Genomic DNA, 26,086 nt, shown 5'->3' with positions numbered 1-26,086 from the left:
CCGCCGCCCCCGCCGCCCCCGCCGGCGAACCCGGAGCCCCGGACGGGCCCGAGGGCCCGTCCGGGGTGGTGCGGCCCTCACTCACAAGGTGCGCTCCAGGCGGTCGGCCATCAGCCTGACGAAGCGCGACGGGTCGCCCAGTTCACCGCCTTCGGCCAGCAGCGCCAGGTCGTGGAGGAGCTCGGCCGTCTCCTCCAGGCCCGTACCGGCATCCTCACCGCGTTCGGTGTGCGCCCGGTTGAGGCCGCTGACCAGCGGGTGCTCCGGGTTGAGTTCGAGGATGCGCTTGACCTGCGGGACCGGCTGGCCCATGGCGCGGTACATGTTCTCCAGGGCCGGCGTCACGTCGTGGGTGTCCGAGACGATGCAGGCGGGCGAGACGGTGAGGCGCGAGGAGAGCCGTACCTCCTTGACGGTCTCGCCCAGCCGGTCCGTCATCCAGGTCAGCAGATCCGCGTACTCCTGCTGCCGGTTCTCACGCTCGGTCGCGGCCTCCTTCTTCTCCTCGTCGGTACCGAGCTCGACCTCGCCCTTGGCGACGGACCGCAGCTTCTTGCCGTCGAACTCGGGCTCCGCCTCGACCCACACCTCGTCGACGGGATCGGTCAGCAGCAGCACCTCGACGCCCTTGGCCCGGAACGCCTCCATGTGCGGGGAGTTCTCGATGGCCTGCCGGGACTCACCCGTGAGGTAGTAGATGTGCTCCTGGCCGTCCTTCATCCGCTCCACGTACTGCCGGAGTGTGGTCGGCTCCTCCTTGTCGTGGGTCGTGGCGAAGGAGGCGACGCCGAGGATGGCGTCGCGGTTCTCGAAGTCGCTCAGCAGCCCTTCCTTGAGGACGCGGCCGAACTCCCGCCAGAACGTGGCGTAGCGCTCGGGGTCGGCGGACATCATGTCCTTGACCGTCGACAGCACCTTCTTCGCCAGGCGCCGGTGCATCAACTGGATCTGGCGGTCCTGCTGGAGGATCTCGCGCGACACGTTGAGCGACAGGTCCTGCGCGTCGACGACACCCTTGACGAAGCGCAGGTACGGCGGCATCAGCGCTTCGCAGTCGTCCATGATGAAGACGCGCTTCACGTAGAGCTGGATGCCGCGCTTGTACCCCTGCATGAACAGGTCCTGGGGCGCGTGCGACGGGATGAAGAGCAGTGCCTGGTACTCGAAAGTGCCTTCCGCCTGCAGCCGGATGGTTTCGAGCGGGGCGATCCAGTCGTGGCTGATGTGCTTGTACAGCTCGTGGTACTCGTCGTCCTTGACCTCGTCGCGCGAGCGCGCCCAGAGGGCCTTCATCGAGTTGAGGGTGTCGGGTTCACGCGGGGCGGCGCCGGACCCTTCCCCGGTGTCCTCGGTGCCGTCGGCCGGGGTCTCCGCGGCCATCCTGACGGGCCAGGTGATGAAGTCCGAGTACCGCTTGACGATCTCCCTGATCTTCCAGGGGGCGGTGTAGTCGTAGAGCCGGTCGTCGGTGTCCTCCGGCTTGAGCCGGAGCGTGACCGAGGTGCCCTGGGGGGCGCTGTCTACGGTCTCGATCGTGTACGTGCCCTCGCCGGTCGACGCCCAGCGGGTGCCCTGGCTCTCGCCCGCGCGCCGGGTCAGCAGCGTGACCTCGTCGGCCACCATGAAGCTGGCGTAGAACCCGACCCCGAACTGGCCGATCAGCCCTTCGGCCGCGGTGGAGTCCTCGGCTTCCTTGAGTTCGCGCAGGAACTTCGCCGTGCCCGAGTTCGCGATGGTCCCGATGAGCTGGACCACTTCCTCGTGCGACATGCCGATGCCGTTGTCCCGCACCGTCAGCGTGCGGGCCTGCTTGTCGGTCTCGATGTCGATGTGGAGGTCGGACACATCCGCGCCGAGCGAGTCGTCGCGGAGCGCTTCGAGTCGCAGCTTGTCGAGCGCGTCGGAGGCGTTGGAGACGAGTTCGCGGAGGAACACGTCCTTGTTCGAGTAGATCGAGTGGATCATCATCTGCAGAAGCTGGCGCGCTTCCACCTGAAACTCGAACGTCTCAGTGGGCATAATCAGCGATTCCTTCTCAGGTCACCAGGTCGGAAACTGACCTGAGCACTGTAATTCAGCTGGTGATCACGGGTGCTGTGTTTTCCCCGGCTCATGCTCTTCACCGGCCGATCCGGCAGAACTGGTCGATCCGGCAGAACCGGCAGAACCGGCAGAACCGGCGGGGCCGGACGGCGGAGCCGTGCCGGACTCACGGAAGTTCAATACAAAGCGGGCGCGTTCTCCCTGGATGCGACGGCGGACGTAGAGCACCGGCTCGCCGTCGGGGGTGCAACTGACGCCTTCGCGGACGAGCAGGGGGCTCCCGGCCGGTACGCCCAGCATGTCGGCGTCGCCGATGTCGGCCCCGACCGCGCTGAAGGCGCGCCAGTCGTACTCCAGAGTGATGCCGGCGCTGTCGGCCAGGGCGCGGACCAGGTTCTCCACCGGTCCCGGCGCCGCGAGTTCCCGGGGCAGCAGGGCGGAGGGCATCCAGTAGCTGCTGATGCCCCAGGTCTCCGAGCCGATGGAGAACACGGTCTCCACCCGTGACAGGACGCCGACGGGACGGCCCAGATGGCGTGCCGCCTCCTCGTCGACCGTGGCGGTGCCCGCGGGCAGGGCGGCGGTGACCGTCTCCTGGACGTCCATGCCCGGACCGGCGGTGGACTCGGGCAGCGAGGCGTGCGTGCTGCCCATGTCGAACCGCTGGCTGCGCGGATCGACCGCGATCGACACCCGGGCGACGGGCGGGCGCACGAAGGTCCCGATGCCGCGGCGGATCTCGATGGCGGCAGCCCGCTCCAGCTCCGCGACGGCCTCGCGGACGGTCAGGCGGTTGACGCCGAACTCGGCGCACATCTCGGGCTCGCTCGGCAGCCGGGAGCCCGCCGGGAACTCTCCGGCATCGATGCGTTCCTGGATGTGGCGGGCCAACTGCAGATAGCGCGGACTGGTCCTTCGGTGGTTCGACACCCCTGGATAGTACGAACCTCCGCGCGCCGTCCCGGACACGGATCCCGCCCCACCGACCGTCGCACCACGGTCATTTCGCGGATGTTCACGTGCCCGTCACTCGGAGGGCCCGGCAACCGCCCCGGCGACATCTATACATCTAGATGTCTTGCCTTTCGCTGGACATCCCGACATCCTCCCCGCACCACCTGTGAGGTCCCCGTGCCCCTGCTGAACTTCCGCGACCCCGCCCTGACGGCCGATTCCCACCGCAACCGGATAGGTCCCGCGACCCTCTTCCGCTCCGCCCAGCCGTTCCCCGCCGCAGATCAGGACACCGTCCGGGAACTGCGCGCACGGGGCATCCGCACGATCGTGGACCTGCGCGGTGACTCCGAGAGGTCGGACGCGGACTGGGCCGCGGCGGCGGAAGCGGGCATCCGGGTCCTGTGGGCGCCGCTGGACGCCTCCGCCGAGATGGAGGCGGTCGATCCCCGCTCGCTGCGGACCGCCGAGGACCTCGGACGCTTTTATCTCACCCTGGCCGAGAACACGCCCCGGGCGATCGCGGACGCGGTCGCGGCAGCGGCGGCCCCCGGCGCGACCCTGGTGCACTGCGCCGCGGGCAAGGACCGGACCGGGCTGCTCGTCGCCCTGCTGCTCGACCTGGCCGGGGTCCCGCTGGACGAGATCGCCGAGGACTACGCGCGCACGGCCGACGCCCTGCCCCAGATCTTCGCCGCCCTGGCCGGTGCCGCGGACCGGAGCGCGCTCGACGACAGGGGCGCGACCCGGAGCACCGCCGGGGCGGCCCTCGGCGACCGGTCGATCCCGCCCGCGCTGCTGGAGGCTCCCGCCGAGGCGATCCGCACCTTCGTGGACGGCATCCGCACCCGCCACGGCGGCACCGAGGCATTCCTGCGCGGCTGCGGTGCCGACGCCGCGGTGATCGCCTCGTTCCGGGCCAAGGCAGCCCTCGTCCAGGGGCCCGGGGCCGCCGCGCAGAAGCCCGCGCCGGTCCATGTCCAGGACCCCGCGCCGGTCCCCGCCGCCGCAGCCACCGTGCTGACGGCCGACCGCTGACGCCGACCGCCGGTGGGAGTGGGCGACCGGGTTCCGGGCGCACCGTGCGGCGGTCCGCCCGGAACCGGGACGTGTCCCCTTGCCGGTCAGGCCAGCAGCGCCGCGAAACCCTCCGTGCGGGCCAGGTGTTCCAGCTCGTCCAGCGCCCGGAGGGCCGCCCCGGCCGCCGCCGGATCGCGTTCGGCGAGACCGCTCTCGGCGAACTCGTCCTCGTCCAGCCGGAGCACGGACGTGCCGTCCGCCGACACCCACAGATCGAGGTCGAGGTCCTCGACCAGCAGCTCGCTGTCCCTCAGCACGGCGGGACGGGTGATGTCGCAGTACCAGCCCTTGAGTTCGCCCGCGCCGGTACGGACCTCCTTCACGGCGAACCAGCGGTCGCGCCAGTAGTGCTCGGTGAACACATCGCCGGGCTCGAACCGCACGAACCCGAAGTCCCGTACCCCCGGCGCCGCCCACGGCGCGCGCACCGTCACGCGGGTGCCGTCGGCACGGACCACGTCCGCCGGGTAGCGGATCTTGGTCCGCCCGGCCTTCACCAGTGCGACCACCAGCGTCTCGTCAGCCGAGCTTGCGGACATATCGCACCTCCGTGGCGCAGATCTCGTAGCCGAACCATCGGTTGACCGCCAGCATCGGGCCGTTCTCCGCGTCGTTGCCGGTGTACGCGTCCGTGTACCCGGCGGCGCGCGCCCGGTGCAGCGAGTCGTTCTTGGCGAGCCTGGCCAGGCCCCGGTTGCGGTACGCCCGGCGGGTGCCGGTCATCCCCGACATGTAGCGGGTCAGACCGTCGGTCTGCGCCGCGCTGAACGCCGCCACCTCCCCGTCGATCACGACGACCGAGGTGAGCTCGCGGTCGAGTCCGGGACGGCGCCAGGTGTGCCGGAGCCATTCCTCGTAGTCGGACAGTTCGGCCGGGGTGTCGCTCGGCTCGTCGGCCGTGGTCTCCGCGTCCGCCTCGAAGAGCGGGCGCGGGTCGTCGGCGAAGTCCGCGGCGGTACGCAACTCGGCGCCCGCCGGGGGTTCCTGGAGGGGCGGCAGCGAGCCGCCCGCCAGATCGAGGTGGAGGAAGTGCGCCGAGCGGCTCGGCGCGTAGCCGCGCTTCTCGGCGAACGCGCGGTTCGACGGGGTGTCGAGCACCCATGTGTAGACCGCGAGCGCGCCTTCCCGCGCCAGATACTCCTCGGCCGTCCTGAGCAGCAGCCCACCCGCCCCGCGCCCGGTGCGGTCCGGGCGCGTGTACGGATTGCAGAACGCCTGGCCGGGTTCGGGGCTGTCGTGCGCGAGGCCGACCTGCGCGGTCCCGATCAGCTCCCCGCCCCTCTCGGCGACCAGCAGCCGGTAGCGCTTGTCGGGAGGGGCGGAGGCGAGATCGAAGGCGACCTGCTCGGGAGTCGTCACCATGTAGGGGAGTGCGGCACGCCGGACCTGCACCCAGGCCTCCGCGTCGGCGGGCAGGAAGTCGCGAACGAGGACAGTCATGGGCCGGACGTTACGCGGGGGCCGGTACGGGACGCTCCTGGTTTTCCGGCGGTGGGGGACAATCGGCGCGTGACTCTGAAGATCGCCCTTGATCCGGACGCCGGTACCGCCCCGTACGAGCAACTGCGGACGCAGATCTCCGAACTGGCCCGCTCCGGCGCGCTGCCCGTCGGTTTCCGGCTTCCGACCGTACGCGCCTTCGCCGAGGAGCTCGGCCTCGCCGCGAACACCGTCGCCAAGGCGTACCGGGCGCTGGAGGCCGACGGGGTGATCGAGACCCGTGGCCGCAACGGCACGTTCGTCGCCGCCGCCGGTGATGCGGCGGAGCGTCATGCGGCGGCCGCCGCACAGGAGTACGCGCAGCAGGCACGGCGGCTGGGGCTGTCGCGGGCCGACGCGCTGTCCCTGGCCGAGGACGCGTTGCGGGCGGCGTACGCGGTGGGGTGAGACGCGGTGAGGTGAGGCGGGACGAGGTGCGGTGGGCCGGGGCCGCAGTCGCGGGCGGGGCCGTCCGGCGGCCGTTCGTCCTCGCCGGCCGGGCGGGTTCGCGGGGTGTTCCCCGTTCGCCGGGCGGGCTCGCCAGGCGTTCACCGCTCATCGGGCGGGGGGTGAAGGGCGGTTCAGAGATACAGGCCCGCGTCCGCGCCGGAATCCTGCTTCGGCACCGACGCGGGACTGCTGCCCCGCCGCAGCGCGTACAGCTCGGCGAGCGTGGCGCCCTCGCGGCCGAGCCCTTCCTCCGTGCCCAGCCAGGCCACCGCCTCCTTGCGGGTCAGCGAGCCCACCTCGATCCTGGCGAGGCAGCGGCCGGGCCTGACCACGGCCGGGTGGAGCCGCTCCAGATCCTCGTTGGTGGTGACACCCACCAGTACGTTGCGGCCCTGGCCCAGCAGTCCGTCCGTGAGGTTCAGCAGCCGGGACAGCGCCTGGCCCGCCGTGTGCTTGGCCTCGCCGCGGATCAACTCGTCGCAGTCCTCCAGGAGCAGCAGCCGCCAACGGCCCTTGGCCGTTCCCTCGTCCTCACCGATCGCGATGTCCATCAGATAGCCGACATCGTTGAACAGCCGCTCCGGATCGAGCACGCAGTCGACCTGGCACCAGTCCCGCCACGAGCGGGCGAGCGTGCGCAGCGCGGACGTCTTGCCGGTACCGGGCGGGCCGTGCAGCAGGAGCAGCCGGCCGGCGATGTCGTCGGGCGTGACCTTCATCAGCCGGCCCATCGCGTCGGCCACCGGTGCCGTGTAGTTGTCGCGGACCTCGTCCCAGGTGCCGGCGGCGATCTGACGGGTGGTGCGGTACGGGCCGCGGCGCGGCGACACGTACCAGAAGCCCATCGTCACGTTCTCGGGCTGCGGTTCCGGTTCGTCCCGGGCGCCGTCCGTCGCCTGGCCGAGGATCTGCTGCGCCAGTTCCGGGCTGGTCGCGGTGACCGTGACATCGGCGCCGCGGTTCCACCGCGAGACGAGCAGGGTCCAGCCGTCGCCCTCGGCGAGCGTGGCGCTGCGGTCGTCGTCGCGGGCGGCGCGCAACACCTTGGCCGCCGGGGGCAGCAGAGTGGCCCCGGTCTTGACGCGGTCGAGGGAGGAGCTGTGCGAGTACGGCTGCTCGCCCGTCGCGAAGCGGCCGAGGAACAGCGCGTCGACGACATCGGACGGGGAGTCGCTGTCGTCGACGGTGAGCCGGATCGGTAGAGCGGACTCAGGGTTGGCAGACATGGCGCCCATGATCCGGCACGAAGGCACCCCGCGCACCCGGGTTTCACCACCTTCTCCACCACCTTCTTCCCTGCCTTCCTCCCCCGCTCGCACGGGGTGCTCGCGGACATGACGCGGCCTCAAGGGGGCGCGCGGGAGAACTCATTGGACCAACTTGGCATGAACACTTCCGGTGAGGGTGTGGGTACTGCTACCACGGACACGGCGGGCCGGCGGAGATCCTGCCGGTCGGTCCAAGGGAGGTTCCATGAAAATGTCCAGACTCGTGGCGTTCTCGTCATCGCTCCTGCTCGGTGCCGTACTGGCTCTGACCGGAGCGGCCACCGCCAGCGCCGCACAGTCTGTCCAGGCCGTCGACTACGTAGCCCTCGGCGACTCGTACTCCTCGGGGGTCGGATCCGGCAGCTACGACAGCGCCAGTGGGGACTGCAAGCGCAGCAGCAAGGCCTATCCCGCGCTCTGGGCCGCCGCCAACTCGCCCTCGTCCTTCGCCTTCACCGCTTGCTCGGGCGCCCGTACGGGTGATGTCAAGTCCGGTCAGCTCGGCCCGCTCAGCTCCTCGACCGACCTCGTCTCGATCTCCATCGGCGGCAATGACGCGGGCTTCGCCGACGTCATGACCACCTGTGTCCTCCAGTCGGAGGCCACCTGCCTCAGCCGGATCGCCACGGCCCGCAGCTTCGTCGACACCACGCTGCCCGGCAACCTCGACTCGGTGTACTCGGCGATCCGCGCCAAGGCGCCGTCCGCGCATGTCGTCGTCCTCGGCTACCCGCGCTTCTACAAGATCGGCGGCAGCTGTGTCGTCGGTCTGAGTGACAAGGTGCGCACCGCGATCAACGGGGCCTCCGACTACCTCAACGCGGCGACCGCCAAGCGCGCCGCCGACCACGGCTTCACCTTCGCCGACGTCAGCGGGAAGTTCACCGGGCACGAGATCTGCTCCGGAAGCGCCTGGCTGCACAGTCTCAACTTGCTCGACATCGGCGAGTCGTACCACCCCACCGCGGCCGGACAGTCGGGCGGCTACCTGCCCGTCCTCACCTCGGCCGCCTGACCTCTCCCGCCGTGCCTGCGCCGGGCCCGTCCGGTCGTCCGGCGGGTAGGAGGCCCCCGTCCGCAGGGGTCTCCGTCCGGCACTCCGCCGATCCGCGGTGGTGAACCACTTCCGTTCTGTCCAACTCGCCCTGGAATCGGGCGGATCGGGAGTGGGGTCGTCAACCTCCGTATGTGTGTGATCAATCCTGTGACCGGGATACACGGGTGTCGTCGCGGGGGGATAGGGTTAACCTGCCCGGGCCGGGTGCCCTCGTACGGGTGGGGAGTGACATGGAACAGATAACGATGCGCAGCAGGCCGCGTGTGCCTGCCATCACATGTGGGAGCAGCGCGACGAGTTCGCGCCTCGACCGCCATCTCGCGGTGCTCGGCGGACCAGCCGTGCCGCAGCGGGAGTCCGCGGAGGCGACGCTGCTGATGCGCGAGCTGACCTCGCGCGATGCCGCCCGTCGTCGTGGGAGCAAGAGTGCGCGGGTCTCCCTCTTCGCGCCGCTGCGTCGACTGCGCCGCTCGCTCTTCGGTGGCCGCCACTGATCGGACGGCCCGTCACGACCGCGCAACGGTCCACCGCCCGGGCTCTCCCCGGCCAGGGTTTGTCGTCCAGGTCCCCCGCTCGGGGCCGCTCGGGCGATCGCACTGTCCCGGCGTAGCGCTGCTGCCGGCTCTCCCGTCATCCCCGGAGCCCGCAGCAGCGCTTTGGTGTGTCCGCCCGACGTCGGAGCGAGGGCGCCGGGTCCGGCGCGTCATGGCGGCGCGTCGGCCGCCGCGACCGGCGGAAACGTGCCCGCGTGAACTGCCCGCGGAAACGTGCCTGCGTGAACGTGCCCGCGGAAACGTACTCGTGCGAACGTGCCCGCATGAACGGCTCCGTACGTTCCTCTTTGTCTCTTCGCTCCCGACCCGGTCGCGGCCGGGGCGCCCCGGCCTCGGGCCGGAGGGTGTGCCGAAATAATTCGGCGCCGAAGTACTTCTAGACTGTACGCATGTCCGAAAAGCGAGCCGCGCGCCTGAGTCCCGACGAACGAAGGGCCCAGCTGGTCGCCATCGGCCTGGACATGCTCGCCGACCGGTCACTGGACGAGCTGTCCACGGACGAGGTGGCGCGCCGCGCCGGTATCTCGCGGGGGCTGCTCTTCCACTACTTCGACTCCAAGCGCGACTTCTACCGCGCCGTGGTGCGCCAGGAGTGCGACAGCTTCGCCGCAGCCACGGAACCGGACCCCGCGTTGGAGCCCGTCCCCTGGCTGCGGTCGTTCATCAGCGGTTTGGTGTCGTACGTACTGGAGCACCGCAAGGTGTACCTCGCCCTGGTGCGCGGCGCCTCCGGCAGCCGGCCCGCGGTGGAGGACATCGCCGAGCGCACCAGGGACACCCTCGCCAGGCGGGTGGAGGAGGCCCAACGGCGCCTGCGGATGCCGGACTCACCGCGGCTGCCGGTCGCCGCGCGGGCCTGGATGGCGTTCGCCGAGGAGGCGGTCATCAGCTGGCCGCTCGGTGAACCGGACGCGCTCACGGAGCTCGCGGCCTTTCTCGAGTCGAGCTTCGTCGGTCTGCTCGGCGCCCTGGACCGGCCCGCCGCGCTGCCCGGTGAGCGCGGCGGTCACTCGCCGCCGCGCGCGTAACTCCGTACGGCCAGCGGCACGAACACCGCGAGGAGCACCGCCGACCAGGCGAGCGTTCCCGCCACCGGGTGGGCGACCGGCCAGGCGGCGTCGGCGGCCGGGGACGCGTTGCCGAACAGTTCGCGGGTGGCCGACGCCATCGCGCTGATCGGGTTCCACTCCGCGACCGTCCGCAGCCAGCCCGGCAGATTGTCGGTCGGAATGTAGGCATTCGACAGCAGCGGCAGGATGAAGGTGGCGCTGCCCAGCTGGCCGGCGGCCTCCTCGTTGCGGATCAGCAGACCCAGCCAGCAGCCCATCCACGACGTGGCGAACCGCAGGAGCAGCAGCAGCCCGAAGGCGCCCAGGGCGGCGAGCGGACCGCCCTCGATCCGCCAGCCGACCGCGAATCCGATCAGGATCAGCGGGATCATGCCGATGGCCGTGGTCAGCAGATCGGCAGCGGTCTGGCCGAACGGTACGGCGGGCCGGCTCATCGGCAGCGTACGGAGCCGGTCCATCACCCCGCGGTCGCAGTCCTGCGACGCCTGGAACATCCCGACCATGATGCCGTTGGCCGCCGTCGCCGCCAGCAGGCCCGGCACGAGGAGCGCGCGGTACTCCTGGCCGGGCATGGCCAGAGCGCTGCCGAACACGTAGCCGAAGAACAGCAACATCGTGATCGGCATGGTCTGAGTGAGGATCATGACGCCCGGCGCGGCCTTGATCCGCTGCAGATGGCGGCCCAGCATGGCCAGGGAGTCGGCGACCGGGGTGCTCGTGGCGGGCGTGGCGGTCGGCTCGTGGACCGGTGCGATGCTGCTCATGCGGCCGTCTCCTTCAGGGGCGGGGAGGTACGGCCGTCGTTGCGGCCGGTCAGGCGGAGGAATACCTCGTCGAGCGTCGGCGGGCGCAGGCTCGCGTCGATCAGCGGTACGCCCGCCGCGTCGAGTTCGCGGACGATGCGGGGGAGGGTGAGCGTGGTGTCGGTCGCGACGGCGCCCACGGTGCGGCGTTCGTGGTCGAGCACCGGTGCGGCGCCGGTGAGCTGATCGAGGACGGCTGCCGCCGGGATCAGCGCCGACTCGTGGGAGACGACGACCTCGGTGTAGCTGCCGATGCGGGCCTTCAGCTCGGCGGGGGTGCCGCGGTGCGCGGCCCGGCCCCGGTCGATCAGCACGATGTCGTCGGCCAGCTGATCGGCCTCCTCCAGGTACTGCGTGGTGAGCAGGACGGTCGTGCCCCGGTCGGCCAGTTCCCGAACGGCCGCCCAGATCTGGTTGCGGCTGTGCGGGTCGAGTCCGGTGGTCGGCTCGTCCAGGAAGAGCACCCGGAGGCGGGTCAGCAGGCTGGCCGCGAGGTCGAGGCGGCGGCGCATGCCGCCCGAGTAGGTGCGGGCCGGGCGGTCGGCGGCCTCCGTCAGCTCGAAGCGTTCCAGGAGCTCGTCGGCGCGGCTGCGCGCGGCCGCGCCGCGGAACCGGAGCAGCTTGGCGAAGAGCCGCAGGTTCTGCCGGCCGGACAGCTCGCCGTCGACCGAGGCGTTCTGCCCGGTGACGCCGATCGCCGCGCGCACCGCGCCCGCCTTGCGCACCACGTCGTGGCCCGCCACACGGGCGCTTCCGCCGTCCGGGCGCGTCAGTGTGGTGAGGACCCGGACGGCGGTGGTCTTGCCCGCGCCGTTCGGCCCGAGCACTCCGCAGACGCTGCCCTCGGCGACCGCGAGATCGAGCCCCCGCAGCGCGTGGACGTCGCCGTAGCGCTTCTCCAGACCTTCACTAAGTACAGCGTACGTAGTTGCCATGCGGCCACCGTAGCGCACTGCGTACGGTGTACGTAACTACGATGAGGGAAAAGGTGGTGATCGATGGTGGGGCGACCCGCTGTACCCGAAGTGATCTGGGCGCGCCCCGAACGTGCCGGCCGGGGCCCCAGGCCCGCGTTCAGTCGCGCCGACATCGCGGCGGCCGCCGTCCGCATCGCCGATGCGGACGGCTTCGACGCGGTGTCCATGCGGAAGGTGGCGGCGGAGCTGGGCTGCGGCACCATGTCGCTCTACAACTACGTGCCGCGCAAGGAGGACCTGTACGAGCTGATGCTCGACGCGGTCAGCGCCGACTACGAGTTTCCGGAGCCCTCCGGCGACTGGCGCGCCGATCTCCTCGCGCTGGCCCGCCAGACCCGCGAGATGATGCACCGCCACACCTGGGTGCCCCGGCTGATGTCACCCGTGTACGGCTTCAGCCCGAACGCCCTGCGGTATCTGGAGTACGCGCTCAGCTGCCTGGACGGGGTCGAGGTGCGGTTCGGCGAGAAGATGGAACTCATCGCCATGCTCACCAGTGTGGTCACCACCTATGTGGCCAACGAGATCGCCACGGCGGAGCGCAGCCGGTCGCTGCCCTGGTCCGAGGAGCAGGAGCACGCCGTGCGCACCGGCTACCTCGTCAGCCAGATCGCGACCGGGAAGTATCCGCGGATGGCGGCGGGATTCGCCGAGGACCCCGGGCCGATCGATCTGGACGGCGTCTTCGACCGGGCGCTGCGCCGGGTGCTGGACTCCTTCGACCGGTAGCGCGCGGGCCCCGGGCGCCGTCGGAGCCGTCCGCCGTCCGTGCTGCCACCGCGTCGCCCTCCCCGTCGCCGCGTCCGCCCGCTTTCCCCGGCGCCGCAGCCGCGGCCGTGGAACCGGGGCAGGGTGCTTCCGCGGGGTCAGCGGGCCTCGACGGTGACCGAGAAGGAGAACCGGTCGCCCCGGTAGCGGATCCGTGCCACGTCCACCACCCGGCCGCTCTCGTCGTACGTCACCCCTGTGTAGAACAGGATCGGGCTCAGCAGCGGGACCTGGAGGAGTTCGGCGGTGGCCGGGTCGGCGAGGCGCGCCTCGACCGTGTCGGTGATGCGGGCGATCCGGACACCGACCCGGTCGCGCAGCACCTTGGTCATCGGCCAGCGTTCGAGATCGGCGACATCGAGCCGGGCCGCCACCTCGGGATGCACCGCGTTCTCCGCCCAGTTGGTGGGCTCGTCGCTGTCCCCGTCGCGGCGCAGCCTGCGGTAGGTGACCACCTCCGCGCAGTCGGGGAAGTGCTCGGCGAGGTCGCCCGGCACGGCGACCGGGCCATGGCCGAGCACCACGGCCCGTTCGCCCGACTGCTGGGCCACGATCGCGTCGATCGAGCCCAGCAGCCGGATGGGCGACACCCGGCGGGCGCGCGGCTCGATGAAGGTGCCGCGCCGCCGGTGCCTGCTGATCAGCCCCTCCGTCTCCAGCTCCTTGAGTGCCTGACGCATCGTCAGGACGCTCACGCCGTAATGTGCGGCGAGCTGCTCCTCGGTCGGCAGCCGCGCCGAGGCGTCCTCGGTGCGGCCCAGTATCGAGGCGCGCAACGACTGCGAGACCTGGTACCACAGCGGCAGTTTGCGGTTCAGGACCAGCGAATCGGGGGCGAAGGCATGCCTCTGGGGTGTCTTGGGCATCTGAGGCACCTGGGTCACCTGGTCTCTCCGTACTGCGACACAGCGGACGCGACGACGCGGGGCCGGGGAGCGGCGTCGTTGCCTACGGCCTGAAGTTGCTGCTCAGACCCTGCCACACGTCGTCGTAACCACGCTGCAGATGGCCGGCGGTCGCCGCCTGCCCGGTCGCCGTCACCGGCCAGCGGGTCTCGAACATGAAGGCCAGCCCGTCGTCGATCTTCTGCGGCTTCAGCTCCGCCTCGCTCGCCCGGTCGAAGGTCTCCCGGTCCGGGCCGTGTGCCGACATCATGTTGTGGAGCGAACCGCCGCCCGGCACGAAACCGCCCTTGCCGGCGGTCTTCGCGTCGTACGCGCCCTCGATCAGGCCCATGTACTCGCTCATCACATTGCGGTGGAAGTACGGCGGCCGGAAGGTGTCCTCGCCCACCAGCCAGCGCGGCGCGAAGACGACGAAGTCGACACCGGCCAGGCCGGGGGTGTCGGACGGCGAGGTCAGCACCGTGAAGATGGACGGGTCGGGGTGGTCGTAGCTGATCGAGCCGATGACATTGAAGCGGTGCAGGTCGTAGACGTACGGGGTGTGGTTGCCGTGCCAGGCGACCACGTCGAGCGGCGAGTGGTCGTAGGTCGCGGACCAGAGGTTCCCGCAGAACTTGTTGACCACCTCCACCGGGCGGTCGTCGTCCTCGTACGCGGCGACGGGGGCGAGGAAGTCCCGGGCGTTCGCCAGGCCGTTGGCGCCGATCGGGCCGAGGTCGGGGAGGGCGAACGGCCGGCCGTAGTTCTCGCAGACATAGCCGCGGGCGGTGGCGTCGAGCAGCTCCACACGGAACCGGACGCCGCGCGGGATCAGCGCGACGTGCCCCGGTTCGGCGCGCAGCAGGCCCAGTTCGGTACGGAGCAGCAGGCCGCCCCGCTCCGGGACGATCAGCAGCTCGCCGTCCGCGTCGCTGAACACCCGGTCGGTCATGGACGAGTCGGCGTGGTAGAGGTGCACGGCCATGCCGGTGCGCTGCGTCGCGTCGCCGTTGCCGCCGAGGGTCCACAGGCCGGCCAGGAAGTCCGTCCCGGCCGCGGGCTCGGGGAGCGGGTCCCAGCGCAGCCGGTTGGGGTCGGGCACGGATTCGGTGAACGGGGCTGTCCGGATCCCGCCGTTGCCGATGCGGACGAAGGGGGGATGGACGGCGGACGGGCGGATCCGGTAGAGCCAGGAACGGTGGTTGTGCACCCGCGGTTCCGTGAAGGCCGAGCCGCTCAACTGCTCCGCGTAGAGCCCGAGGGGCGCCCGCTGAGGTGAGTTGCGGCCGTGCGGCAGGGCTCCCGGCACCGCCTCCGAGCTGTGTTCATTGCCGAAACCGGCGGAATACCCAAGCCCTTCCGCCGTCTTCCTCGCCTGCTCGATGCCGCTCATGTGCGCTCCCGGTGCCGAAGAAATCCTATGGACAACCGTAGGAATCGGATCGGGGCGCGTCAACGGCATTCGTGATGCATGGGGGGTTCCATAAGTTGAACAATGCTCTACTCTCCCGCACATGTCGTGGACACGAAGACTTCTGGTGGTCCCGGCGGCGCTCGCCGCCACCCTCCTCGCGGCCCCGGCCGTCCAGGCGCACGAGGAACGCCCGGTCACCCTGCCCGACGGAACCGGCAGCGTCCCCGTGTACCGCACCGGCGAGCCGGATCTGCTGGTCTGCAAGAGCGACCGGGCGGACTTCGAGCGCCGCGTATCCGGCTTCCCGGACGGGTTGCGGGCCCGGAACCTGAAGCTGTTCGACCGGTGCCAGAAGTCCGGCTACCGCCATCTGCAGCAGGCCGTCGACGCGGTCGGCGGGCCCGGCGTGAACATCGCGATCCTGCCCGGCCTGTACGAGGAGGAGCCCTCACTGCCCGAGCCGGCGGGGGAGTGCGCCCGGCTGAAGGCGCCCGACTCCAGACTCGGCTACCAGATCCTGTCCTACGCGCAGCAGGCGCGGTGCCCGCACAACCAGAACCTGGTGGCGATCCTCGGCAAGAAGGACCTCCAGATCGAGGGGACCGGCGCCGAGCGCACGGATGTCGTCATCGACGCCAAGTACCAGAAGCTCAACGCGATCCGCGCGGACGGTTCCGACGGCATCTACTTCAAGAACTTCACCGCGCAGCGCACCACCTTCAACTCCCTGTACGTCCTGGCCCAGGACGGCTTCGTCATCGACGACGTCCTCACCCGGTGGAACGACGAGTACGGCTTCCTGACCTTCGCCAGTGACCACGGGCTGTACAAGAACTGCGAGGCGTACGGGAACGGCGACTCCGGCATCTACCCCGGCAGCGCGTCCGACATCAACGACGGGTACGGCTACGAGGTCCCGCGCTACTCGATCGAGATCACCGGCTGCCGCAGCCACCACAACATGGTCGGCTACTCCGGCACCGCGGGCGACTCCGTCCACGTCCACGACAACGAGTTCGACCACAACATGGGCGGCGCCTCGATGGACAGCGCCTTCCCCGGCCACCCCGGACTCCCGCAGAACCACGCCCGCTTCGAACGCAACCTGATCCACGACAACAACGCCGACTACTACCCGTACGTCGCCGACGGAACCTGCGCCAAGCCGCCCGTGGACCGCGGCTACGAGGAGGGTGTCGTCTGCCCGCAGATCTCCATGCCGCCGGGCACCGGCATCATCACCGCGGGCGGCAACTGGAACCTGTACGAGAACAACTGGATCTACGGACAGCAGCGCGCCGCCTTCTTCCTGAGCGCCGTCCCCGCCTTCATCCGCGGCGAGAACGCGCTGTCCAGGCAGACCGACACCTCCCACCACAACCGGTACGCGGGCAACCACCTCGGCACGGACAGGGCGGGCAACTCCCGGCCCAACCGCACCGATGTGTGGTGGGACGGCCAGGGCGACGGCAACTGCTGGCAGTCGGACACCGGGCCCTCCTCCCCGGGTGCCCTGCCCGCCTGCGGCTCCGAGCGCGGCGCCGTCTCCGGGCACCCGGACCGGCTCGCCGGCGAACCGGTCAAGCTGGCGAAACTGCTGGTCTGCGCCGACTACGACGTGCAGGCACGACGGCTGCCGGCCGGCTGCGACTGGTACGGAGCACGGGGCATCGAGCGCATCGAGGTGCAGATCGCGCTGGGCACCGCCCTGGTACTCGCACTGGTCGGCGGGGTGCTGTGGTGGCGCCGCCTGCGGCACAGCCGGCTCGCCACCGCGGTCGCGGTGCTCGGCGCGGCCGGCCTCGGGCTGGACGTGGCCGGATCGACCATGGGGCTGGACGCCACCCGGATGCCCGCGCTGGCCCTGCTGCTGACCGGGGTGTGGTGGACCGGGACCGGGCTGGCGCTGCGGGGCGCACGGCCCTGGCTGGGCTGGACCACGGTGGTTCTGGGCGCCCTCACCCTGCTCGACGCCGTCGACAAGGCCGTCTTCATGATCCCGTGGATCCCGCTCGGCCCCGGCTGGGTACGGGGACTGCTCGGGACGATCTGGGTGGTCTGGGCCGTCATGGCCGCCGCCCGGCACGGCGAACGGGAAACGCCGGGCGGCCGGGGAGCGCCGCAGGAGGGCGCGGCCCCGGACAGCGGGGCGGGCGCGGTCGCCGGCCCGGCACCCGGCCGGGACCCCGCTGCTCCGGCCCCCACCCGGGAAGGAGACGGATCGTGAAGCGTTCCCGCACGCGAGCGCGGCTCGCCCGGCCGGGCGTCGCGGCCGTCACCGTGCTCACCGCGGGTGCCCTCGTGTTCGGTGCGAGCGCCTGCGGCGGGCGGGCCACCACCCACCACAAGCCCGGCACCAGCCACGAGCAGGCCACCGGCGGCGTCGGCCGGCTCCTCACCGCCGACGACGGCGCGGGCCACCGGCTGCGCCAGGTCGGCGCCGAGGGCGCCCCCGCGGTGACGATCGCGGTACGGCCGGACTCCGAGGACGGCTGGAACGTCCATGTCTCCGTACGGAACTTCAGGTTCACCCCGGACAGCGTGGGCGGCGCGGCTCTCCTCGGGCGCGGCCACGCCCGCCTCTTCCTCGACGGCCACCCCCTCGCCCGGGTCTACGGCTCCTGGTACCACCTCCCCGCCGCCCTCGTCCACGGTGCCGGCGGCGGCACCGGCCTCACCGCCCGGCTCTATGCGGACGACCACACCGCCTGGGCCGTGGACGCCGCCCCGATCCAGGCCACCACCTCCCTCGCCACCGCCTCCACGCAGCCCACCGCCCCCGCGGCACACCGACCGGAGAGGCCCCGGCCCGACACGATCCTGGAGATCACCGTCTCCCACGGCAGGGTCAGCCCCGCCCCCGGCCGCACCGAGATCGCGAAGGACCGGATCGTCGAACTCCGGGTCCGCAGCGACCGGGCCGACACCCTTCACGTCCACGGCTACGACAAGGAGGCCCGGCTGCCCGCGGGAAAGACCGCCACCCTCACGTTCACCGCCGACCGCACCGGGCTCTTCGAGGTCGAGACCCATGAGTCCGACCTGCTCCTGACCCAACTCGTCGTACGGTGAGCGTCCTCGCCCACGGCATCGGCGCCCAGCACGACCTTCCGCTGTCCCCCTTCTACGCCTTCGCCGGTGCCTTCGCCGCGCTCTTCGTCTCCTTTCTCGCGCTCGGCCTGCTCTGGTCCTCCTCCCGGTTCCGCGGCGACCGGGCCGGCCGCCCGCTCCCGGCCGCCGTCCAGCGCCTCGCCGACGCCCGCCCCACCCGTACCGCCCTGCGCGTACTCGGGCTGGCTGCCGCGCTGTTCGTCCTGGTCCACCTCCTTCTCGGACCCGACGACCCCGGCCGCAACCCGGCCCCCGGCGCCGTCTACGTACTCCTCTGGGTCGGGCTCGTCCCGGCCTCACTGCTTCTCGGTCCCGTCTGGCGACTGCTCAACCCCCTGCGAACCGTCCACCTCCTCGGCTGCCGCGCACTCGGCCGCGACCCGGCCGCGGGCCGCCCCCTTCCCGCACGCCTCGGCCTGCGGCCCGCCGCGGCCGGGCTCCTCGCCTTCACCTGGCTCGAACTCGTGGCCCCCGACCCCGCGTCGACCACCGCCCTCCTCCTCTTCCTCTCCCTCTACGCCGCCGTCCACCTCGCGGGCGCCGCCCGCCACGGCGCCGCATGGTTCGACCACGCGGACGCCTTCGAGGTCTACTCGGGGCTGCTCGCCCGGCTCTCCCCTCTCGGCCGCCGCCCCGCCGACCGCCGGCTCGTACTCCGCTCCCCGTTCAACGGACTCGACGCCACCCCGCAGACCCCCGGACTCGCCGCCACCGTCTGCGTCCTGCTCGGCTCCACCGCCTACGACGGCTTCTCCGACGCCCCCTCCTGGATCACCACCGTCCAGACCTCACCGCTGGGCCGCACCACCACGGCCACGCTCGGACTCCTGGGCGCCGCCGCTCTCGTCGCCACCCTCTACGCCCTCTGCGCCGGCGCCACCCGGCTGATCTCCGGTCACATCCGCACCCCGCTCACCTCCTTCGCGCACGCGCTCGTCCCGATCGCCCTCGGCTACCTCGTCGCCCACTACTTCACGCTCTTCGCCACCGAAGGACCACGCACCGTCATGGTGGCATCCGGCGCCGACCATCCCGTCCCGCCCGAACCGCCCCTCGGTCCGGGCGGCGTCGCCACGCTCCAGGTCGCCGCGATCGTCCTCGGCCACGTACTCGGCGTCATCGCGGCGCACGACAGGTCGGTACGCCTCTTCCCCGCCGGACGCGCCGTCGCGGGGCACCTCCCGCTGCTGGCCCTGATGATCGCGTACACCATCGGCGGGCTGTCCCTGCTCATCGCGTGACGGCCGCGCACGCACCGACCGGCCACCGCGGAGGAGACCCACGGCATCATGGAGCCCGTGCCCCATGCGAACACGAACCTCCGCCGCGCCCCCGTGCAGCAGCGCAGCGCCGAACGCCTCGCCCGGATACTCGACGCCTGCGCCGAACTCCTCGACGAGACCGGCTACGAGCAGCTGTCCACCCGGGCCGTCGCCGCCCGCGCCGAGGTCCCCATCGGCTCCGTCTACCGGTTCTTCTCCAACAAGCGCGCGCTGACCGACGCGCTCGCCCGGCGCAACCTGGACAGCTACGCCGAACGCGTCACCGCCCGCCTCGCCGCCATCGCGGCCGCCGACTGGCGCAACGCCATCGATGCCGTCCTGGACGAGTACCTGGCGATGAAGTGCTCCGTGGCCGGCTTCGCCCTCGTCGACTTCGGCTCACCCGCCCCCGGCGACGACCCGGCCGACGACGCCAACCACCGGGTCGCGGGCCGGCTCACCGAACTGCTCTCCGGTCACCTCGGCCGTGCCCCCGACGAGGAGCTGCTCCGGGCGATCCTGGTCTGCGTCGAGGCCGCCGACGCGCTGCTCCAACTCGCCTTCCGCACCGACCCGTCGGGCGACCGGGCGATCGTCGCCGAGACCCGCGTCCTGCTCCGGTCCTACCTCGCGCACGTCCTGGACTGACCACGAGGGCCTCGTCCCACGCCCGGCGCCCCCGGCTGCCGTGCGCCCCGCACCCGCTCGGCTGCCGCACGCCCCGTATTGCCGCATCCCACACCGCCGCACCCCGCACCCCGTACTGCCGCATCTCGGCCGCAAGGCCCGGAAATACCGTCACCGCAACACCTCCCCGCCATGCGTACCGGTCGGTATGCTCGGCTCCGCTTGCCCATGTACGCGTGCCACCGCTGCCGCCACCGCTGCCGCCGCCCCGGGGAGGGCCCATGTCGCACGACTCCAGCAGCCCCCGTACCGCCCTGCGCATCTGCCCGCTCTGCGAGGCCACCTGCGGACTCACCCTCACCATCGAGGGAACCCGCGTCACCGGCGCCCGGGGCGACCGGGACGATGTCCTCAGCCGCGGCTTCATCTGCCCCAAGGGCGCGTCCATCGGCGGTCTCGACGCGGACCCGGACCGGCTGCGCACTCCGCTCGTCCGCAGGAACGGCGTTCTGGAGAAGGCGAGTTGGGGCGAGGCGTTCGGCGTGATCGCCCGCGCGGTGCCCGCGCTGGCCGAGGAGTACGGGCAGCAGTCCGTCGGTGTCGTCCTCGGCAACCCGAACGTGCACACCATGGCCGGCGCGCTCTACCCGGCCGCCCTGCTCACCGCCCTCCGCACGCGCTCCCTGTTCACCGCGAGCACCCTCGACCAGATGCCCAAGCACGTCTCCAGCGGACTGCTCTTCGGCGACCCGAACGCCATCCCGGTGCCCGACCTCGACCGCACCGGCCATCTGCTCCTCCTCGGCGCCAACCCCCTCGAATCCAACGGCAGCCTCTGCACCGCCCCCGACTTCCCCGGCAGGCTCAAGGCGCTGCGCCGCCGCGGCGGCATCCTGACCGTGGTCGACCCGCGCCGCACCCGCACCGCCCGCCTCGCGGACCGGCACGTCGCCATCCGTCCCGGCACCGACGCCCTCCTCCTCGCCGCCCTCGCCCACGTCCTCTTCGACGAGAAGCTCACGGCGACCGGCGCACTCGCCGACCACGTCGACGGGATCGACGAAGTGGCCGAAGCGGTCAGGGAGTTCACGCCCGAGGCGGTCGCCGGGGTCTGCGACGTGGACGCCGGCACCATCCGGACGGTCGCCCGCGAACTGGCCGCGGCCCGCACCGCCGCCGTCTACGGACGCATCGGCAGCTGCACCGTCGAACACGGCACCCTCGCCAGCTGGCTGGTCGACGTCCTCAACATCCTCACCGGCAACCTCGACCGCCCCGGCGGTGCGCTCTTCCCGCTCTCCGCCACCGCCCGAGCTCCCCGCCCCGCCGCGCCGGGCCGGGGTTTCTCCCTCGGGCGCTGGACGAGCCGGGTCTCCGGACACCCCGAGGCCAAGGGTGAACTGCCCCTCGCCGCGCTCGCCGAGGAGATCGAGACGCCGGGGGAGGACCGGATCCGCGCCCTGATCGTCCTCGCGGCCAACCCCGTGCTCTCCGCACCCGACGGCGACCGGCTCGACCGGGCCCTCGGCGGGCTCGACTTCATGGTCGCCGTCGACCCGTACCTCAACGAGACCTCACGGCACGCACATGTGGTGCTGCCTCCGCCGCCCCCCTCGCAGAGCGCCCACTTCGACTTCGCGTTCAACGCCTTCGCCGTGCGCAACCAGGTCCGGTACACCCGCGCGGCCGTCCCCCTCGGCGACGGTCTGCTCGACGAGAGCGAGATCCTCGCCCGGCTCGTCCTCGCCGTTTCCGGGATGCACGGCACCGACCCGTCCGCCGTCGACGCCCTGGCCATCGACCGGATGCTGACCAGGGCCGTGGCCGACCCGCACTCGCCCGTGCACGGCCGCGCCCCGGCCGGACTCGCGGCCGCACTGACCGGCCGCACCGGACCCGAACGCCGCCTCGACCTGATGCTCCGCCTCGGCCCGTACGGCGAGGGCTTCGGCACCGACCCCGACGGCCTCGGCCTGGAACGGCTGCTCGCCCACCCGCACGGCATCGACCTCGGCCCGCTCCGCCCCCGCCTCCCACAGGTCCTCGCCACCCGCAGCGGACGCGTCGAACTCCTCCCCGCACCGATCGCCGCCGATCTGCCGAGGCTCCGCCGCGCCCTGGCCGACCGGCGCGGACCGGACACCCTCCTGCTCGTCGGCCGCCGCCATCTGCGCTCCAACAACAGCTGGCTGCACAACATCGCCGAACTGAGCGGCGGTTCGAACACCTGCACCTTGCAGATCCATCCCGCCGACGCGGCCCGGCTCGGGCTGACGGACGGCGGCCGGGCCGCGGTCGCGTCGGACGGCGGCGCTCTGACCGTCCCGGTCGAATTCACGGAGGGCATACGGACCGGAGTGGTGAGCCTCCCGCACGGGTGGGGGCACGACCGCCCCGGCACCCGGCTCTCCGTCGCCGCGACCCGCCCCGGCGTCAACGTCAACCAGCTTCTCGACGGCACCCGGCTCGACCCGCTCTCCGGTACCGCCGTGCTCAACGGCATCCCGGTGACGGTGACCCCGGCCGCGGCGTCCGACGGCGCGGCCCCGGAAGTGCCGCCGGAAGTGCCGCCGGTTGCGCCCGCCCCATGACCCCCTGTTGACCTGGGGTTTTGCTCGTATTGCTCGCGTGTCAACATCTTGTTAACGCGGCGAGCCGCGTCCTAACGTCATCCGCACCGCCGACTCCGGTGGGAGTTCAAGGGTGAACGATAGGTATCCCACATGCTGACAATCCTCGGCTTCGCCATGATCGCGACCTTCCTGGTCCTGATCATGATGAAGAAGATGTCGCCGATCGCGGCGCTGGTCCTGATCCCCGCACTGTTCTGCGTAGCCGTCGGGCAGGGCGCGAAGCTCGGTGACTACGTCATCGAGGGCGTCGGCAACCTGGCCCCGACCGCCGCGATGCTGATGTTCGCCATCGTCTACTTCGGCGTGATGATCGACGTCGGCCTCTTCGACCCGATCGTGCGGGGCATCCTGCGCTTCTGCAAGGCCGACCCGATGCGGATCGTCGTCGGTACGGCGGTGCTCGCCGCGATCGTCTCGCTCGACGGCGACGGCTCCACCACCTTCATGATCACGGTCTCGGCGATGTACCCCCTCTACAAGCGCCTCAAGATGAGCCTGGTCGTGATGACCGGTGTCGCCGCCACGGCGAACGGCGTCATGAACACCCTTCCCTGGGGCGGCCCGACGGCCCGTGCCGCCACCGCGCTGAAGCTGGACGCGGCCGACATCTTCGTCCCGATGATCCCGGCGCTCGGCGTCGGACTCGCCGCGGTCCTGCTGCTGGCCGTCGTGCTGGGCCGGCGCGAGCGCAAGCGGCTCGGCATGCTCACCCTCGACGAAGCGCTGGCCGCGGAGACGGCCACGGAGCCGGAGACGGTTCTCGTCGGGGCGGGCGGCGGCGGCCGTACCCGCAAGAGCTCCGGCGGAGCCGGTACGGGGGCGGCGGCGGGCGCGGAAGCGCGTGCGGACAAGGACAAGAGTGAGGGCAGGGGCAAGGACGAGGGCAAGGACAGGAACGAGGGCAAGGTCGAGGACGGCGGGGACGACGACAACGGCGAGGGCTTCAAGGGGCTGGACCCCCACCGCGCCACCCTGCGCCCCCGGCTCTACTGGTTCAACGCGGGCCTCACCGTCGCCCTGCTCACCGCGATGATCATGGAACTGATGCCGATCCCGGTGCTCTTCCTGCTCGGCGCGGCCCTCGTCCTCACCGTCAACTTCCCCCACATGCCCGACCAGCGGGCCCGCATCGCCGCCCACGCCGACAACGTCCTCAACGTCTCCGGCATGGTCTTCGCGGCCGCCGTCTTCACCGGCGTCCTCTCCGGCACCGGCATGGTCGACCACATGGCCGACTGGCTCGTCGGCGCGATCCCCGACGGCATGGGCCCGCACATGGCGATCGTCACCGGCGTCCTGAGCGTTCCGCTGACGTACTTCATGTCCAACGACGGCTTCTACTTCGGAGTCGTCCCCGTCCTCGCCGAAGCCGGTGCCGCCCACGGCGTCTCCCCGCTGGAGATCGCCCGCGCCTCGCTGGTCGGCCAACCCCTGCACATGTCGTCCCCGCTGGTCCCGGCCGTCTACGTCCTCGTGGGCATGGCGAGAGTCGAATTCGGCGACCACACCAGGTTCACCGTCAAGTGGGCCGCGCTCACCTCACTCGTGGTGCTCTGCGCCGGACTCCTCTTCGGCATCATCTGACCGCGGCCCGTACCCAGGGGCCCGGCCGGAGCTGCCCGCCGTCGAAGGGCGTTTCGGGATTCGGCGTCCCACGCCGACTGCCGGGGACCGACCTTGACCTCAAGCCCACTGGAGGTCGTACGTTCCTTCCCATGAGCATGGAAGCCACCGCGTGGACGCAGCTCCACAACGTCATGAACGCACAAGCGGACCGACGCCCCTTCGACCGAGCCACCCTGCGGCGCATCGCCGCGTTCGCCCGCCCGCACCGGCGGCGGGTCGCCCTGTTCCTGATCCTGAGCGTGGCGACGGCGCTGCTCGCGGTCGCCACCCCCGTCCTGGCCGGACGCGTCGTGAACGCGATCGTGGCCGGCCAGGACGGGGACACGGTCACGCGGCTGTCCCTGCTCATCGCCGTGATCGCCGTCGCGGAGGCCGCGCTCGGCCTGGCCGGCCGCTGGCTCTCGGCGAACCTCGGCGAAGGGCTGATCCTCGATCTGCGCACGGCCGTCTTCGATCATGTGCAGCGTATGCCGATCGCGTTCTTCACCCGCACCCGCACCGGCGCGCTCGTCAGCCGCCTCAACAATGACGTCATCGGGGCCCAACGCGCCTTCAGCAACACGCTCTCCGGCGTCGTCAGCAATGTCGTGACACTGCTCCTCACCCTCGGCGTCATGCTCTCCATCTCCTGGCAGATCACCGCGCTCGCCCTGGTGCTGCTGCCGGTGTTCGTGCTGCCCGCGCGCCGCATGGGTACGAGGATGGCGCGGCTCCAACGGGAAGCAGCGGCCCACAACGCCGCGATGGGCACCCGGATGACCGAACGCTTCTCCGCACCCGGCGCCACACTGATCAAGCTCTTCGGGCGCCCCGCCGACGAGTCCGCCGAATTCGCCGCCAGAGCGGGCCGCGTGCGCGACATCGGGGTCCGTACGGCCATGGCCCAGTCCGCGTTCATCACCGCCCTCACCCTCGTGTCCGCGCTGGCGCTCGCCCTGGTCTACGGGCTCGGCGGGTTCTACGCGCTGCGCGGACAGCTGGACGCGGGCGCGGTCGTCGCCCTCGCCCTGCTGCTGACCCGGCTGTACGCGCCGCTCACCTCCCTCGCCGGGGCGCGCGTCGAGGTGATGAGCGCCCTCGTCAGCTTCGAGCGGGTCTTCGAGGTCCTCGACCTCACGCCGCTCATCGAGCAGAAGCCGGACGCACGGGCGGTCCCGGACGGCCCGGTCTCCGTGGAGTTCGACCAGGTGCGGTTCGGATACCCGTCCGCCGACAAGGTCTCCCTCGCCTCGCTCGAAGATGTCGCGACCCTCGACACCCGGGGCGGCGGAGAAGTGCTGCGAGGGGTCTCCTTCCGCGCCGAACCCGGCCGCACGGTGGCCCTCGTCGGCTCGTCCGGCGCGGGCAAGTCGACCATCGCGCAACTCCTGCCGCGCCTGTACGACACGGACGAGGGCTCGGTACGCATCGGCGGCATCGACGTACGCGATCTGTCCGCCGACACCCTGCGCGACACCCTCGGCATGGTCACCCAGGACGGCCACCTCTTCCACGAGTCGGTCCGCGCCAACCTCCTGCTCGCCCGGCCCGAAGCCACCGAGGAGGACCTCTGGGACGCACTGCGCCGCTCCCGCCTGGACGGTCTGGTCGCCTCGCTGCCCGACGGGCTCGACACCGTCGTCGGCGAACGCGGCTACCGGCTCTCCGGCGGCGAACGCCAGCGGCTGACCATCGCCCGGCTGCTCCTGGCCCGCCAGCGCGTCGTCATCCTCGACGAGGCCACCGCCCATCTGGACAACACCTCCGAGGCGGCTGTCCAGGAGGCGCTCACCGAGGCCCTCGCGGGACGCACGGCGGTGGTGATCGCCCACCGGCTCTCCACCGTACGGGCGGCCGACCTCATCCTGGTCGTGGAGAACGGGCAGATCGTGGAGCGGGGCACCCACGAAGAGCTCCTCGCGGCGGGCGGCCGGTACGAGGAGCTGTACCGCACCCAGTTCGAGGCCCCCGGCACGGAGCCCGCGGAAGTGGAACTGGGCTGACGAACGGCCGCCGCCGGCGGTCGGCCCGGGTGCCCGGTGCGGGC

The 26,086-nt window shown here is 71.6% G+C and carries 22 protein-coding genes; 13 read left to right on the top strand and 9 right to left on the bottom strand.

Translation table 11 applies throughout. The annotated features are described in order from the left end of the window. Window positions 1-81 precede the first annotated feature (81 nt). Together htpG and ACFVT1_RS30315 are read right to left on the bottom strand one after the other, a co-directional pair. Window positions 82-2,019 (bottom strand): molecular chaperone HtpG, encoded by a 1,938-nt coding sequence (htpG, locus tag ACFVT1_RS30320; protein WP_389801035.1) that lies wholly within the window; start codon window positions 2,017-2,019, stop codon window positions 82-84. 66 nt (window positions 2,020-2,085) lie between these two features. After that, entirely contained in the window at window positions 2,086-2,973 is an 888-nt protein-coding gene (locus tag ACFVT1_RS30315) for a GntR family transcriptional regulator (protein ID WP_389801033.1), read from the bottom strand. Between the two features lie 201 nt (window positions 2,974-3,174). Between ACFVT1_RS30315 and ACFVT1_RS30310 the strand changes: the two genes are divergently transcribed. Beyond that, the gene (locus tag ACFVT1_RS30310; RefSeq protein WP_389801031.1) at window positions 3,175-4,035 is read left to right on the top strand and encodes a tyrosine-protein phosphatase; all 861 of its coding nucleotides are present in this window, start codon (window positions 3,175-3,177) and stop codon (window positions 4,033-4,035) included. An 86-nt stretch (window positions 4,036-4,121) separates the two neighbouring features. On the opposite strand, the gene ACFVT1_RS30305 is transcribed toward ACFVT1_RS30310, so the two are convergent. Both ACFVT1_RS30305 and ACFVT1_RS30300 read right to left on the bottom strand, forming a co-directional pair. Continuing rightward, window positions 4,122-4,616, bottom strand: a complete 495-nt coding sequence (locus tag ACFVT1_RS30305; protein WP_389801029.1) for a DUF402 domain-containing protein — start codon at window positions 4,614-4,616, stop codon at window positions 4,122-4,124. Further along, complete coding sequence (locus tag ACFVT1_RS30300; RefSeq protein WP_389801027.1) at window positions 4,597-5,517, bottom strand: GNAT family N-acetyltransferase; 921 nt, start codon at window positions 5,515-5,517, stop codon at window positions 4,597-4,599. The genes ACFVT1_RS30305 and ACFVT1_RS30300 overlap by 20 nt, the downstream gene beginning before the upstream one ends. A 69-nt stretch (window positions 5,518-5,586) precedes the next feature. Between ACFVT1_RS30300 and ACFVT1_RS30295 the strand changes: the two genes are divergently transcribed. Continuing rightward, window positions 5,587-5,964 carry a GntR family transcriptional regulator gene (locus tag ACFVT1_RS30295; RefSeq protein ID WP_389801026.1) on the top strand — a complete coding sequence of 126 codons (378 nt, stop codon included), beginning with the start codon at window positions 5,587-5,589 and terminating at the stop codon, window positions 5,962-5,964. A 173-nt stretch (window positions 5,965-6,137) separates the two neighbouring features. On the opposite strand, the gene ACFVT1_RS30290 is transcribed toward ACFVT1_RS30295, so the two are convergent. Then, window positions 6,138-7,232 (bottom strand): DUF5925 domain-containing protein, encoded by a 1,095-nt coding sequence (locus ACFVT1_RS30290; protein ID WP_389801024.1) that lies wholly within the window; start codon window positions 7,230-7,232, stop codon window positions 6,138-6,140. Between the two features lie 247 nt (window positions 7,233-7,479). Here ACFVT1_RS30290 and ACFVT1_RS30285 point away from each other — a divergent pair, with 247 nt between their 5' ends. From ACFVT1_RS30285 to ACFVT1_RS30275, 3 genes are all read left to right on the top strand, one after another. After that, window positions 7,480-8,289 (top strand): SGNH/GDSL hydrolase family protein, encoded by an 810-nt coding sequence (locus tag ACFVT1_RS30285; protein ID WP_389801022.1) that lies wholly within the window; start codon window positions 7,480-7,482, stop codon window positions 8,287-8,289. A 272-nt stretch (window positions 8,290-8,561) separates the two neighbouring features. Continuing rightward, on the top strand, window positions 8,562-8,825 hold the full coding sequence (locus ACFVT1_RS30280) for a hypothetical protein (RefSeq protein ID WP_389801021.1): 264 nt from the start codon (window positions 8,562-8,564) through the stop codon (window positions 8,823-8,825). 449 nt (window positions 8,826-9,274) lie between these two features. Continuing rightward, window positions 9,275-9,913 (top strand): TetR/AcrR family transcriptional regulator, encoded by a 639-nt coding sequence (locus ACFVT1_RS30275; RefSeq protein ID WP_389801019.1) that lies wholly within the window; start codon window positions 9,275-9,277, stop codon window positions 9,911-9,913. On the opposite strand, the gene ACFVT1_RS30270 is transcribed toward ACFVT1_RS30275, so the two are convergent. Then, window positions 9,892-10,644 carry an ABC transporter permease gene (locus ACFVT1_RS30270; RefSeq protein WP_389801079.1) on the bottom strand — a complete coding sequence of 251 codons (753 nt, stop codon included), beginning with the start codon at window positions 10,642-10,644 and terminating at the stop codon, window positions 9,892-9,894. The genes ACFVT1_RS30275 and ACFVT1_RS30270 overlap by 22 nt on opposite strands. A gap of 71 nt (window positions 10,645-10,715) precedes the next feature. Further along, entirely contained in the window at window positions 10,716-11,693 is a 978-nt protein-coding gene (locus ACFVT1_RS30265) for an ATP-binding cassette domain-containing protein (RefSeq protein ID WP_389801018.1), read from the bottom strand. Window positions 11,694-11,756: 63 nt separating this feature from the next. On the opposite strand from ACFVT1_RS30265, the gene ACFVT1_RS30260 reads away from it, so the two are divergent. Beyond that, entirely contained in the window at window positions 11,757-12,464 is a 708-nt protein-coding gene (locus tag ACFVT1_RS30260; RefSeq protein WP_389801016.1) for a TetR/AcrR family transcriptional regulator, read from the top strand. Between the two features lie 137 nt (window positions 12,465-12,601). Here ACFVT1_RS30260 and ACFVT1_RS30255 read toward each other — a convergent pair whose 3' ends face one another. Continuing rightward, a complete protein-coding gene (locus ACFVT1_RS30255; protein ID WP_389801015.1) occupies window positions 12,602-13,369 on the bottom strand; it encodes a GntR family transcriptional regulator in 768 nt (255 codons plus the stop codon). A gap of 82 nt (window positions 13,370-13,451) precedes the next feature. Beyond that, on the bottom strand, window positions 13,452-14,780 hold the full coding sequence (gene hmgA / locus ACFVT1_RS30250; RefSeq protein WP_389801013.1) for a homogentisate 1,2-dioxygenase: 1,329 nt from the start codon (window positions 14,778-14,780) through the stop codon (window positions 13,452-13,454). Window positions 14,781-14,901: 121 nt separating this feature from the next. Here hmgA and ACFVT1_RS30245 point away from each other — a divergent pair, with 121 nt between their 5' ends. From ACFVT1_RS30245 to ACFVT1_RS30215, 7 genes are all read left to right on the top strand, one after another. After that, window positions 14,902-17,028, top strand: coding sequence for a right-handed parallel beta-helix repeat-containing protein (locus ACFVT1_RS30245; RefSeq protein ID WP_389801012.1), 2,127 nt, complete (start codon window positions 14,902-14,904; stop codon window positions 17,026-17,028). After that, window positions 17,025-17,873 (top strand): hypothetical protein, encoded by an 849-nt coding sequence (locus ACFVT1_RS30240; protein ID WP_389801010.1) that lies wholly within the window; start codon window positions 17,025-17,027, stop codon window positions 17,871-17,873. Before ACFVT1_RS30245 ends, ACFVT1_RS30240 begins: the two co-directional genes overlap by 4 nt. Further along, window positions 17,870-19,153 (top strand): hypothetical protein, encoded by a 1,284-nt coding sequence (locus tag ACFVT1_RS30235; RefSeq protein ID WP_389801008.1) that lies wholly within the window; start codon window positions 17,870-17,872, stop codon window positions 19,151-19,153. The genes ACFVT1_RS30240 and ACFVT1_RS30235 overlap by 4 nt, the downstream gene beginning before the upstream one ends. A 48-nt stretch (window positions 19,154-19,201) precedes the next feature. Further along, on the top strand, window positions 19,202-19,822 hold the full coding sequence (locus ACFVT1_RS30230) for a TetR family transcriptional regulator (RefSeq protein ID WP_389801006.1): 621 nt from the start codon (window positions 19,202-19,204) through the stop codon (window positions 19,820-19,822). A 260-nt stretch (window positions 19,823-20,082) separates the two neighbouring features. After that, window positions 20,083-22,392 carry a molybdopterin-dependent oxidoreductase gene (locus ACFVT1_RS30225; protein ID WP_389801005.1) on the top strand — a complete coding sequence of 770 codons (2,310 nt, stop codon included), beginning with the start codon at window positions 20,083-20,085 and terminating at the stop codon, window positions 22,390-22,392. A gap of 132 nt (window positions 22,393-22,524) precedes the next feature. After that, window positions 22,525-24,018: a CitMHS family transporter gene (locus ACFVT1_RS30220; protein ID WP_389801004.1), complete on the top strand. Its 1,494-nt coding sequence runs from the start codon at window positions 22,525-22,527 to the stop codon at window positions 24,016-24,018. 131 nt (window positions 24,019-24,149) lie between these two features. Then, window positions 24,150-26,042 carry an ABC transporter ATP-binding protein gene (locus ACFVT1_RS30215; RefSeq protein ID WP_389801003.1) on the top strand — a complete coding sequence of 631 codons (1,893 nt, stop codon included), beginning with the start codon at window positions 24,150-24,152 and terminating at the stop codon, window positions 26,040-26,042. Window positions 26,043-26,086 lie beyond the last annotated feature (44 nt).

It is taken from the genome of Streptomyces sp. NPDC057963 (assembly GCF_042887155.1).
In the GTDB taxonomy this organism is placed as follows: domain Bacteria; phylum Actinomycetota; class Actinomycetes; order Streptomycetales; family Streptomycetaceae; genus Streptomyces.
Note: the sequence above shows the minus strand (reverse complement) of the source record. Positions and strands in the feature narration are given on the sequence as shown.